Source organism: Nostoc sp. DedSLP03, from assembly GCF_034530815.1.
Lineage (GTDB): Bacteria > Cyanobacteriota > Cyanobacteriia > Cyanobacteriales > Nostocaceae > Nostoc.
The window spans coordinates 19,441-31,301 of sequence record NZ_JAVRCK010000099.1 but is presented as its reverse complement, the minus strand read 5'-3'; the positions used below and the strand labels follow the sequence as shown (position 1 = coordinate 31,301).

Annotated in this window: 10 protein-coding genes and 1 pseudogene; 4 read left to right on the top strand and 7 right to left on the bottom strand. The window is 42.7% G+C overall.

The annotated features are described in order from the left end of the window. Nucleotides 1-48: 48 nt before the first annotated feature. The 3 genes and pseudogenes from RM368_RS32135 to groES all read right to left on the bottom strand — a co-directional run. Nucleotides 49-368, bottom strand: a pseudogene (locus tag RM368_RS32135) (hypothetical protein); the annotation flags it as partial. 79 nt (nucleotides 369-447) lie between these two features. Further along, nucleotides 448-2,082 carry a chaperonin GroEL gene (gene groL, locus RM368_RS32130; RefSeq protein WP_322697805.1) on the bottom strand — a complete coding sequence of 545 codons (1,635 nt, stop codon included), beginning with the start codon at nucleotides 2,080-2,082 and terminating at the stop codon, nucleotides 448-450. A 153-nt stretch (nucleotides 2,083-2,235) separates the two neighbouring features. Beyond that, complete coding sequence (gene groES / locus RM368_RS32125; protein WP_100898362.1) at nucleotides 2,236-2,547, bottom strand: co-chaperone GroES; 312 nt, start codon at nucleotides 2,545-2,547, stop codon at nucleotides 2,236-2,238. 325 nt (nucleotides 2,548-2,872) lie between these two features. Between groES and RM368_RS32120 the strand changes: the two genes are divergently transcribed. Both RM368_RS32120 and RM368_RS32115 read left to right on the top strand, forming a co-directional pair. Continuing rightward, complete coding sequence (locus RM368_RS32120; protein ID WP_322697804.1) at nucleotides 2,873-3,067, top strand: hypothetical protein; 195 nt, start codon at nucleotides 2,873-2,875, stop codon at nucleotides 3,065-3,067. A 607-nt stretch (nucleotides 3,068-3,674) separates the two neighbouring features. Then, nucleotides 3,675-4,352 carry a response regulator transcription factor gene (locus tag RM368_RS32115; RefSeq protein ID WP_012407592.1) on the top strand — a complete coding sequence of 226 codons (678 nt, stop codon included), beginning with the start codon at nucleotides 3,675-3,677 and terminating at the stop codon, nucleotides 4,350-4,352. 632 nt (nucleotides 4,353-4,984) lie between these two features. On the opposite strand, the gene RM368_RS32110 is transcribed toward RM368_RS32115, so the two are convergent. Together RM368_RS32110 and RM368_RS32105 are read right to left on the bottom strand one after the other, a co-directional pair. Then, nucleotides 4,985-6,379 carry an ATP-binding protein gene (locus RM368_RS32110; protein WP_322697803.1) on the bottom strand — a complete coding sequence of 465 codons (1,395 nt, stop codon included), beginning with the start codon at nucleotides 6,377-6,379 and terminating at the stop codon, nucleotides 4,985-4,987. A gap of 180 nt (nucleotides 6,380-6,559) precedes the next feature. Next, on the bottom strand, nucleotides 6,560-7,552 hold the full coding sequence (locus RM368_RS32105; protein ID WP_322697802.1) for a chemotaxis response regulator protein-glutamate methylesterase: 993 nt from the start codon (nucleotides 7,550-7,552) through the stop codon (nucleotides 6,560-6,562). A 271-nt stretch (nucleotides 7,553-7,823) separates the two neighbouring features. Here RM368_RS32105 and RM368_RS32100 point away from each other — a divergent pair, with 271 nt between their 5' ends. Next, nucleotides 7,824-8,225, top strand: coding sequence for a hypothetical protein (locus RM368_RS32100; RefSeq protein WP_322697801.1), 402 nt, complete (start codon nucleotides 7,824-7,826; stop codon nucleotides 8,223-8,225). Between the two features lie 239 nt (nucleotides 8,226-8,464). Here the strand turns inward: RM368_RS32100 and RM368_RS32095 are convergent, their stop codons facing one another. Then, the gene (locus tag RM368_RS32095; protein ID WP_322697800.1) at nucleotides 8,465-10,723 is read right to left on the bottom strand and encodes a hybrid sensor histidine kinase/response regulator; all 2,259 of its coding nucleotides are present in this window, start codon (nucleotides 10,721-10,723) and stop codon (nucleotides 8,465-8,467) included. Nucleotides 10,724-10,800: 77 nt separating this feature from the next. On the opposite strand from RM368_RS32095, the gene RM368_RS32090 reads away from it, so the two are divergent. Beyond that, nucleotides 10,801-11,010, top strand: a complete 210-nt coding sequence (locus RM368_RS32090) for a hypothetical protein (protein ID WP_322697799.1) — start codon at nucleotides 10,801-10,803, stop codon at nucleotides 11,008-11,010. Between the two features lie 127 nt (nucleotides 11,011-11,137). On the opposite strand, the gene RM368_RS32085 is transcribed toward RM368_RS32090, so the two are convergent. Beyond that, nucleotides 11,138-11,848, bottom strand: a complete 711-nt coding sequence (locus tag RM368_RS32085; RefSeq protein ID WP_322697798.1) for a chemotaxis protein CheW — start codon at nucleotides 11,846-11,848, stop codon at nucleotides 11,138-11,140. Between the last annotated feature and the right edge of the window lie 13 nt (nucleotides 11,849-11,861).

The following is an 11,861-nucleotide window of genomic DNA, read 5'->3' as shown; positions in this document are numbered from 1 at the left end:
TTCAAATCCTTTACCTGTGGTACTTTAACGAGTATTGTCGCCCCCTCAAGTAAAAGCCATTTCGTTAGTAGTTTCCTGTAAAAAGATTAGCACTTGCACTACAGGACAATGCTATTGGCGCTTCAACCTCACAGAATAATCGAGCATTCGGAAATTAAGCGCCAGATTAGATTTCGCTAAAGTTTGAAATTCAATATGCAAAATTTAGTTAGCCGCTTGCAAAATGTTACAGAATCTGCACGAATTGGTTCAAGCGTGAGTTCGGTTTTTAAGACTTCAATTTTTTGCACCTCTATCCCAAGTAACCAACGCACAAAATCAGTAGGGTACTGTTCAGCTAAATATTTACAAGCGTTGTTGTAACTCACCCTCTTCCTCTTCTTTTGACACAAAAAAACAGCCGCCTCCACAAGGGAAGCAGCTGTTTTATTATGTAACTACAAAGTATTAGTAATCGAAGTCGCCGCCGCCAGCACCAGCGCCAGCAGGAGCAGCATCTTTAGGCTCAGGCTTGTCAACGATAATACATTCGGTTGTCAACACCATACCAGCAATAGAAGCAGCGTTTTGCAGAGCAGAACGAGTTACCTTAGCAGGGTCAACAATACCAGCAGCTAACAAATCAACAAATTCGTTGGTTGCTGCGTTGTAGCCAATGTTGAAATCCTTCTCTTTGACGCGTTCAGCAATCACAGCACCATTCTGACCAGCGTTTTCAGCAATCCGCTTCAGAGGTGCGGGTAAGGCGCGAACCACAATCAAAGCACCAATCAACTCTTCATCTTTAAGATTGCTCTTTGCCCAAACTTCCAAGTCGGGAGCAAGGTGAGCCAGAGTTGTACCACCGCCAGGAACGATACCTTCTTCCACAGCAGCTTTGGTGGCGTTGATAGCGTCTTCTAAGCGCAGTTTCTTGTCTTTCATTTCGGTTTCGGTCGCTGCACCCACTTTCACTACAGCGACACCACCAGAGAGTTTAGCAAGACGCTCTTGCAGTTTCTCTTTGTCGTAAGAAGATTCGGTTTCTTCGATTTGACGACGAATCTGTTCGACACGAGCTTTAACAGCAACTTCGTTACCTTCGGCAACAATTGTGGTGTTGTCCTTGGTGATGGTGATCCGGCGAGCTTTACCCAAGCTATCCAGCTTGGTATTATCTAGCTTCAAACCAGCATCTTCGGTAACTAGTTGACCGCCAGTTAAAACGGCGATATCTTCTAGTAGTGCTTTGCGGCGATCGCCAAAGCCAGGAGCCTTAACAGCAGCCACGTTCAGCACACCGCGCAAACGATTTACTACCAAGGTTGCCAAAGCTTCTTTTTCAATATCTTCGGCGATAATTACCAAAGGACGACCAGCACGAGCTACTTGCTCTAATACTGGTACAAGGTCTTGTACCAAAGCGATTTTCTTATCGGTCAGCAATAGGAAAGGTTCATCAAAAACCGCCTCCATCCGTTCAGCATCGGTAGCGAAATAGGGAGAGATGTAGCCTTTATCAAAGCGCATCCCTTCAGTGATTTCCAACTCGGTGAACATAGATTTCCCTTCTTCTAGGGAAATTACGCCTTCCTTGCCCACCTTGTCCATTGCTTGGGCAATCATCTGACCAACTTCTTCGTCGTTACCAGCCGAGATCGCACCAACTTGGGCAATGGCTTTGGAATCTTCCACTTGACGGGCGTGTTGAGCAATTTTGTCCACCAAGAAGCCAGTAGCTTTATCAATACCACGCTTGAGGGAAATTGCGTTAGCACCAGCTGCAACGTTCCGCAAGCCTTCTTTGACGATCGCATGAGCTAAAACGGTAGCGGTGGTAGTACCATCGCCCGCTGCATCATTAGTCTTAGAAGCAGCTTGACGAATCAGAGCTACACCAGTGTTTTCAATGTGGTCTTCTAATTCGATTTCTTTGGCGATCGTTACACCATCATTGACGATTTGCGGTGCGCCAAATTTCTTTTCTAGGACTACGTTACGACCTTTAGGGCCAAGGGTAACAGCTACAGACTCAGCCAGGATGTCAATGCCTCGCTCTAGGGCGCGACGGGCGTTTTCGTTGTAGATAATGCGCTTTGCCATAATTTATTGTTAGTTGTCCTTTGTCATTTGTCTTTTGTTCTACCCTTCGGGAAGCCGCCCGGAGGGCGTCTACGTCATTTGTCATTTGTCCTACCCTGCGGGAAGCCGCTGGCGCGTCTATGTCATTGGCTAATGACTAATGACCAATGACCACTAGATAACAACTGCTAAAATATCTTTTTCAGAAAGCAGTACATATTCTTCAGTGCCGAGCTTGATGTCAGTGCCAGCGTACTTAGAGTACAGCACCTTATCGCCGACTTTAATTTCCAATTCCTGACGGTTTCCATCGTCATTACGCTTGCCAGGGCCAAGGGCCACTACTTCCCCTACCTGGGGCTTTTCCTTGGCGGTATCGGGCAAATACAGACCACCAGCGGTCTTTTCCTCAGAGGCGTTCACTTTTACGAAAACGCGATCGCCCAAAGGTTTAACTGTAGAAACGCTTAGAGATAAAGCTGCCATAATTATTTTCTCCTCTCCAGAGTTTAGCACTCTCAACTCCTGAGTGCTAATTTACCGAAAACTGGCGTCCAATGGCAAGAATGCCTTGAGTACGGGTTCCCGAACTAGAAGGTCATAGATGTACTTAAGTATAAATGCTTAATTATTTATACCTTGCGGGTTTTGTTCTGTAAGTTACGAAGAGAGTAGGGGGTGGGGAGTTAGGAGTTAATAGTTAAGAGTTAGGAGTTATAAGAATTTTTTCCCATTCCCCACTCCCCTTCTCAGTCAACTTTATTTGCAAAGCTTGCAAATTGTTATAGAACTGTAATCAGGGAACCGCTTGATGAGTAACAATACAGTGACAGCGATCCAGTCCAACCATCAAATTCCTAAAAAAACTCAATCTTTAGAACATAAGACCCTAAGTAATTGTGTAGAAAGTTTAGGACTTGCAAAAATTCAGCGAGACATTTTTATTTGCGCTGACCAGGCAATTGCTGCTCAAAACGAGCTAGTCTGGAATTCTGGGATTACTTAAAAAAGCGACTTAAAGATTTAAAACTCGATGAGCCGTACTAAAGTCATTCTATTTGCGTCTCTAAAACTAAAGCCAACTGCTTGCGTGTTTCTGGTTCTAGATCCATAATGGTGATTTACCCTGATGGTGTCTGGTATCGCCAAGCAAACCAGGAAGTTACTCTGCGGATCGTCCGAGAACACTGAATAGGTAATAAGGTGGTAGAAGAATATGCGTTTTCAATCCATCTTTTGCCTGAAACTTCCCTAGTTTCTTGTGAACACCTCATAGAGGCTTAACAACGAAAGGATATGGTATAGCAGTAGGCTTTAAGAAAGTGCGGGTTGGTTTTGAGGTAGGGTCATCTTTAAGCCAATACTTACTTGTGAGTCCGAAAGATTATTATTTAATCAGTGTTTTTTACCCCGCCCCTTTCAAAGCGATATATAATAGCGCATTATAGATACTACTGCTATACGTATCCTTGCTGGACTTTTGCTATCGAGCTACTAGTCTATTGAAAGTGCTCGGCATTTTTGAGACTTCGAGACAGCAAAGGCAAGTTAAGTAGGAAAAAGGACAACATCTCGAATAACCCACCATACGAGGATAAATATTCAAGACTTTGATGGACCGAAGCGCGACAAGTGCCACTGCTATGAAAGAGCCCAGCATGAAAGATCACAAACGACTTCTATTGATTGATGATGACCCTAACCTCATCTTGCTGGTGAAGGATTACTTAGAATTCCGGGGATATGAAGTCATCACCGCTGAAAATGGACGTGAAGCTCTGGAAATTTTAGAGCAAGATGTTCCAGACATGATCATCTGCGATGTGATGATGCCGGAAATGGACGGATATACTTTTGTGGAACAAGTCCGGCAAAACGAACGCACCAGCTGGATTCCGGTTCTTTTCCTTTCAGCTAAGGGACAAAGTGCAGACCGAGTTAAAGGTCTGAACAAAGGTGCTGATGTTTATATGGTCAAGCCCTTTGAACCAGAAGAACTCGTAGCGCAAGTTGAGTCCTCGCTGAAACAAACTATCCGTTGGAAAGAACACCAAGCAAAAGGAGGCGAAAACGGTTCCCGCATCCAGGTTCCCTTCGATGTGCAATTAACCCCAACCGAACTGAAAGTAGTTCAGTTTGTTGCTAGGGGTTTAGCTAACCGGGAAATTGCTGAAGAACTCAATGTTAGTCAGCGAACGGTTGAAAGCCATGTGTCCAATATGTTGGGCAAAACCAATCTCCACAATCGCACTGAACTAGCGCGGTGGGCGATTGAAAATCAAATGGCTTAAACAAAGTTAAGAGTTAAAAGTTATGAGTTATGAGTTATGAATTTTTTAACTTCTAACTCTTAACTCCTAACTCCTAACTAAATTTACCAACCATCTTCTTCAGGGCTGGATTGGTGCAAAACTTCTAAATCCAGTTCATCCAGGTAAGTCAAGGCACTTTCAATCTGGGAAACAGTGCCCCGTAGTTCCAGCTCAAAGCAGCTATATTATGGCACGTTTGCGCTTATCTCGGCAGTAGCAATAATTACTGTGATACCGTAGTGAGAAACTAGTCGTCAAATGACTGGTTCCTCATGCAAGTCTTTAGGAATACGAACCTGGATGCGAGTTTGGGTGCGTCTATTATCTAAAATATCAGTATTAGATTTTACTTGTTTATTTGGAATTGCCATTCTAGCTTCCTATTTGACTTCTGGGATGAGGGTTTGGCTTTGGACGACTTCTCATCCTATGCACGCAAACGGTAGCAAATGATTCATAATTCATCATTAAGATTCGATGAGATGAATTATGGATTCCTATAAAAAAGTGCGATCGCATTTAAGTGAATAATAAACTTATTAACTTATAAGTTAACTTTTTTGAAAAATGAATAAACATCTTGGAGAATAATTCTCCGGTGAAATCTTAATTCAAGTGTTGCTTTTATGATTAACAGGTAATGCTATTGGAATTTCGATCGTAAATTCCGTTCCACAAGCAAGTTCAGACTTTAGCTGGATATTTCCCTGATGTTTTTCAATAATTTGATGACTAATTGCTAAACCTAGTCCCGTTCCTTTGTTGATAGGTTTAGTTGTAAAAAAAGGATCGAATATCTTGCTTTTAATCTCAGAATCTATTCCATTACCGTTATCTCTAAATGTAATTATGACTGTTTCTAATTTAGTTACTTCAGTTTGAATTACAATTTGCTTTTGCATCTGATTATCCAGCTCTAGTAAAGCATCAATGCCATTACTAAGGATATTCATGAATACTTGGTTTAGTTGTGCTGGATAACATTGAACTGGTGGGAGATTTCCATACTTTTTAATAATCTCAATTTTTGGTTGTAAGCGATGATTTAAAAGTAATAAAGTACTTTCAATTCCTTCATGAATATTAACAGCTTTTTTATCCGACTGATCGAGTCTAGAAAAGTTTTTTAGGGACAGCACGATATCACGAATTCGATCGGTTCCTATCCTCATTGATGAAAGAATTTTTGGTAAATCATCGATGATGAAATCAATATTAAAGTCGCCAAATTTTTCTTCAAATAGAGAATACGAATTTGGATGTTCTTGTTGATACAGTTGGATTAAATTTAAAAGACAGTTGACATGGTTATTAAGATGATTAAAATTACCGTGAATAAAATTAACAGGATTATTAATTTCGTGCGCTAAACCTGCAACCATCCGACCTAAGCTAGACATTTTCTCTGTCTGGATCAATTGAACTTGGGTAGCTTGTAATTCTCGTAAAGTATTTTCTAACTGTTGTGCTTGAAGTTGGGCAGTAGTAGTTGCAGTAGTGAGTGCTTTGAGGTTATTGTAAGCTTTGGAATGATAACGAATGCGGGCAATTAACTCAACTGGATCTGGTAATTTGATTAAGTAGTCATTAGCGCCTTCGGTAAAAGCTTCTGCTTTGAGCTTTGCTTCTTCTTTACTGGATAACATAACGATTGGTACATCACGAGTTACTGGATGAGAGCGAAACCAACGCAGTAACATTAATCCATCGATATCTGGCATCACCATATCCAAAAATATCACCGTTGGTTCTATGGCGATCGCATCTTGAATAGCTTTAGCTGGATTACTTGTGTAGTGAAGGGAAATATCTGTTTCTGTCGCAAGTATCCGACGGAAGGCTTCGCTGATAATTACCTGATCGTCAATTAGCAAAAGTTTGACTGTGGATATTTTGGCATCCAGAATAAATGGCATAGCTTGTGGGGTTTGTGGTTCACTCCAGTTTGGTGATAATCTTGCTGTCTTTGGAGATATTTCTAAGAGTGCTGTTTCTTGCAGGTTCATTTAGCACCTCTAAATAGGTCTTTGTTGTTAATACTACAAATTAGTCAGTTAAATATACTAGTTTAAATTTGTCTTAATTGTATCTCAGTAATTAAAGATATTAGTGTTTTGCAATACTTCGTAAAGGTGTTTTAAGTATCGGCTTTTATGCACATCTTTTATTAAGAGTATAATAACATACTAGTTAATTAAGCATTTTGCCGTAAATTTGATACAGGCTGATGCGATCGCCTCAACTGGCAAAACCTCTACCGCAGCTTTTAATTCCACTGCTACTTTCGGCATACCATAAACAACGCAAGTTTTGCGGTCTTGAGCAATAGTATGCCAACCTGCTTCGCGCAATTGTTTTAAGCCTTGAGCGCCATCTCCACCCATCCCCGTCAGCAACGCCCCAATCCCCTTTCCAGTCCAATTTTTAGCCACACTCTTGAAGAAAACATCAATTGATGGACGATAAAAAAAATGTAGTGGTTCTTTGTCATAGCCAAAGGTGAGGTCGGGACGCATTACTAAATGAAGATTTGTGCCAGCAAGCAGAACTTTACCAGGTTGTGGTGTAGAACCTGCGATCGCTAGTTGCATAGGTAGAGGAATTTGCTCATTCAACCAGGCGGCAAAACCTTGGACAAATTGGGCATCTATATGTTGAACAATAACCACAGCCGCCGGAAAGTCTTGGGGAAATTGGCAGAGAATAGTTTTCAATGCCTGGGGTCCACCAGTGGAAGCCCCAATAACGATTAGAGGTGGAAGTGATTTTGAGTGATGGACAGGAGGCGATCGCCGATGTGAAGATTTACCAATTAAGCGGGCGATCGTGGCAATTTTATTTAGTAGCCCATCATCACCTAAGATAGGCGTGTTAATGGCATCCAAAGCTCCATAGCCCATTGCTTCAAAAATCTTGGCTGCATAGCGATTAACGCTAGCTGTCACCATCACAATCGCGCAGGGAGATTGCCTCATGATATGCCGTGTAGCTTCTACTCCATCCATACTGGGCATCAGCACATCCATCAAAATCAAGTCAGGAGTATCAGCCGCACACTTACTCACAGCTTCCGCACCATCGTAGGCAACCCACGCCAGCTTGTAACCTGGTATTTTTACCACAGCCCGCCGCAGTGCCTCTACAGCCATGAACATATCGTTAGCGATCGCAATTCTCACAAATTATGACATTTCTCCAAAATAACGCGACAAATACAACAGATAGAAACCCAGATTAAATCTAGGATCGGCCCTTTCAAGGTGGTGAAATTTAAAACTAAAATTGGTAATTTCAATATTCAGAAAGCCCAAAATCTCAGCGGAGGATTCAAAATGGTAGCACTGAAACAATGTATCTTTGTTCGTCACCTTGAAAGGGCTAGTCCTATATAATTTAAATGCCTTTGCCATATAGTCAAAACTCCAGTTTATAAAGCATAAGGAGTAACCAATGAAGCACTTTACCCTGTTTACTTTTTTGTATCTAGCAGCGGGAGCTTGCCTAACAGCGATCTTCTTTGGAAATTCTGACATCACTCCAAACGTTAAAACAATTCTGCTAATTAATGCTGGACTGTTATACCTTACCTCTGTCCTAAGTACTTTTCCATTTTGGCGTAATCGCGTACTACAAAGCGAAGCGAGATTGCGCGATAAACCTGCTTGGGATCGGAATATTGTCATGATTCTACCAATATTCATCATTGTATTGATGCTTGTTATAACCATCCCCGACCTGGTGAATCACAACTGGACAACTCCGGTAATCGCCAGAGCATCTGCAGGGCTACTAGTCATCCTACTTAATGCAGAACAACTTTTTATCAGAAACAAAATTCGGCAAGAATCCTGATTACTAGACAGACAGTACAAGGAGATGGATAAGATTTTTTGTCAATGCGTAAGTCCTAGATTCAGCCCTTGCAAGATGGTGAAATTTGAAACGAGAATTGCTAATTTCAACATTCAAAAAGCCCAAAATCTGAGCGGAGGATTTAAAATGGCAGCACTGAAACAACGTATCTTCGTTCGTCACCTTGAAAGTGCTAGTCCTAAAATCTTACTTTCTTAATTACGAATTACGAATTATTATCAAGCCTCTCCAATTAAATCAATCACCGCCTTTAACAGAGTGTCGTCATGAAAGCTGCTCTTAGTTAAGTAGTAGTCTGCACCTGCTTCTAATCCTTGCAGTCGGTCTTCTTCCCGGTCTTTGTAAGAAACGATAATCACAGGTGTTTGCTTCAACTTGGCATGAGTTTTTATCTGGCTGGTGAGTTCAAAACCGTTCATTCGGGGCATATCAATATCTGTCACCACCAAGTCATAATCGCCGCTGCGGATTGCATTCCAACCATCAATGCCATTAACCGCCACTTCCGCTTTGTAACCATTGTTTTCCAAAAGCTTGCGCTCCATTTCGCGCACAGTGATCGAATCATCCACCACTAACACTCGCTTGTAAGTTTTGGTAACTGCCTGATGAGCAGACTGATTTACCTGAGAAAGTTGTCCACTAGAAAACACCTTCGCAATAGAACGTACCAAATCTTCAACATCGACAATCAATACTGGAGAACCATCATCCATCAGGGCGGCGGCGCTAATGTTGGCGACTTTACCAAGACGGGGATCTAGGGGGCGGACAACCAAACTGCACTCACCGAGAAATCGATCTACAACTAATCCATAACGATTGAGGCGATCGCTAATTACAATCACTGATAGCGATTCTATATTCACCGCAGGCGAGGCTAACTCTAAAACTTGACTTGCTAAAATCAACTCCACAGGTTGATTATTCATCAGGAAAAATGGGCGATTTTCCGATACAGCAATCTTAGACTTCGATAATATCAACACCTGTTCAATGCGCGTTAGCCCAAAAGCATAAGGTTCACCAGCAATTTCCACCAGCAGGGTGCGAATCACAGATAGCGTCAGCGGTAACTGCAAGTGAAAGGTCATACCCCTTCCCAACACAGAAACCGCCCGCAGCGTCCCGCCAACTTCCCGGACTGTGCTATGGGCGATATCCAACCCCACACCTCTACCCGAAATTTCAGTTACAGTTTGGGTTGTGGAGAAACCAGGTAAAAACAAGAATTCCATCAACTCAACTTCGGTAAGTTGAGCTGCCATTTCCGGGTTTGTCAGTTGTTTGCCGATCACAACTTGGCGCAAAAACTCGATATCGATTCCCCGTCCATCATCTGCAACGGTGATAAACAACATTCCGGCGCGATGGGTAACTTCAATCCGAATAATTCCTTCTTCTGGCTTTCCTGCTGCTAAACGCTCTTGGGGCAGTTCAATGCCATGATCGATCGCATTCCGCAGGATATGAGTCAAGGGAGCTTCCAGACGTTCTAGAATATCTCGATCTACCAAAGTAGACTTACCAACGATTTCCAGTTTCACCCGTTTACTCAATTGTCTTGCTAAGTCGCGCACCATCCGCGGAAATCCCTGTCCCCCATCTGCAAAGGAACACATTCGAGTAGCAATAACTTCCTGATATAAGCGCTGGGCAAGGTTAGCAGAACGCTGAGAAAATTGTTCTAGTTCGTTTTGGCGATCGCCGATCATCTGGTAACATTCATGAGCTTTTTGATGAGTTGCGCTCAAGGTTTCTTTAATTTGCCCATTCAGATGATAGTTGCCCAATAACTCTTGTAACTTCTCCAGCAGATTGGACAATTCCCCCTGATTGCTTCTCAGTTTCAGCAAAGAGTTCGCAAATGGTTCTAATAAATTCGCCTCAACTAAAGACTCTCCTGCTAAACCCATTAAGCGATTCAAATTTTCAGTACTCATTCGCACCGCCCGATTTTGGGTGATGCCCAGTTCTTCTAATGGGGATGGGGAAATCAAGATTGTCTGTTGATTGTCTTCTAACTGTGCTGTTGTTATTAGGGGATGAATTTCTGTAAAGGTTGGCTGTGGAGTTAGGATATTAGCGATCGCACTTATCAATGATTGAATGCCAACATCTTCTAACAGCTGCAAATTTGGGTTGGCTGTAACCATTTGAGCTATCCGCAAGAGCATATCTACCCCTTGCAGTAATACATCAATGCGATCGGCAGTTAAGGTAACTTTTCCCTCTTGAGCCGCCACAAAGCAGTCTTCCATGACGTGAGCAAGGTTGACAGCCGGATCGATTTGGACAATTCGCGCAGCGCCTTTGATGCAATGGGCTGCCCGCATTAAAGCTGCCAGTTCTGGTTGAGGATCGGGCTTAGTTTCCAGTGCCAACAGGCGATCGTTCAATACCACAACTTGAGCTTTTACTTCCATGTTGAATAAATCAAGCAAGGAAAGATTGCTAACATCAAATTCTTCTAACATTACTACACCTTCCTAGAATACCGATTCATTAATCCTGGAAGAACGTCTCCCCCAACCCCTTCTCCTACAAGGCTACGGTGTACACACAAGTCTCTCGATCTGCACCTTTGTTGCATCGCCTTGCACGTTTGTTGTATCGACTCGCACCTTTGTTGCATCGCCCTGCACGTTTGTTGCATCGCCTTGCACGTTTGTTGCATCGCCCTGCACGTTTGTTGTATCGACTCGCACCTTTGTTGCATCGACCTGCACGTTTGTTGTATCAACTCGCACCTTTGTTGCATTGACCTACAAAAATTAACCCACTCTACGTTTTGCAGCAACTTTAAAAGATTTGTGTGTACACCGTAGCCTACGAGGAGAGGAGAGTTTAGCTCCCTCTTTCCTTGTAGGCAAGGGGGGTTAGGTTTTTAATTACAGCACCTTCCTAGCCAAGGTGGTGAATAACAATTCATCATCCAAATAGCTGACAGATCGCTCCATTTGCGATCCGCTAGGTTGCCAGTGAAATAATCCTTTTGTATAAGTTTGAGTCAGACTCTTAGGCGGATCTTGTAACTCATCCCGGTGAAATCGGTGTACTCCATAAAGTTCATCTACACCAAACACCCAAGTTTTATCAGCCTTTTCTAGCACCACCATACGCGAATACACCACTGAACTGGGCGTTTGTACTGCTGTCTCGGCAGTTTCCAAATTCAAAAGATCGCTCAAAGAGATACACAATAGTAATTCGCCTCGAATACTTACCAATCCCCGCAAGATTTGATTGCTGCGATGCGGTATGGTATGAACTACACTTGCAGGAGAAATTTCTTTGAAGATTTGGGCAGAAAGTGCCAGCCATTCCCGTTGCAGACGAAAAATCACAACTGTGATTTGAGTGGTGGTTAAAGTATGGGATATCTGGGAATTTTCATCAGTTCTAGATTTAGCCAGTAACTCAGTCCACTGATGGCGATAATCTTCAGATATGGAGCGCTCTAGCAAATAGCGTCCAGCAGTAGAGTAAACGGGGCAATTGCGGCAATGGGTGTAGGTGGCTAATTGCGGACAGGAGCGATCGCCCTCAATGCCGATAAAATTCCAACAACGTTCAATATTTAATGGCGTAGTGGGGTTCATAAGGGCTGCTCAA

Excerpts from the sequence above, each read along its gene's own strand:
- groL (WP_322697805.1), bottom strand. The coding sequence starts at position 2,082 with ATGGCAAAGCGCATTATCTACAACGAAAACGCCCGTCGCGCCCTAGAG.
- groES (WP_100898362.1), bottom strand. The coding sequence starts at position 2,547 with ATGGCAGCTTTATCTCTAAGCGTTTCTACAGTTAAACCTTTGGGCGAT.
- RM368_RS32120 (WP_322697804.1), top strand. The coding sequence starts at position 2,873 with ATGAGTAACAATACAGTGACAGCGATCCAGTCCAACCATCAAATTCCT.
- RM368_RS32115 (WP_012407592.1), top strand. The coding sequence starts at position 3,675 with ATGGACCGAAGCGCGACAAGTGCCACTGCTATGAAAGAGCCCAGCATG.
- RM368_RS32110 (WP_322697803.1), bottom strand. The coding sequence starts at position 6,379 with ATGAACCTGCAAGAAACAGCACTCTTAGAAATATCTCCAAAGACAGCA.
- RM368_RS32100 (WP_322697801.1), top strand. The coding sequence starts at position 7,824 with ATGAAGCACTTTACCCTGTTTACTTTTTTGTATCTAGCAGCGGGAGCT.
- RM368_RS32095 (WP_322697800.1), bottom strand. The coding sequence starts at position 10,723 with ATGTTAGAAGAATTTGATGTTAGCAATCTTTCCTTGCTTGATTTATTC.
- RM368_RS32085 (WP_322697798.1), bottom strand. The coding sequence starts at position 11,848 with ATGAACCCCACTACGCCATTAAATATTGAACGTTGTTGGAATTTTATC.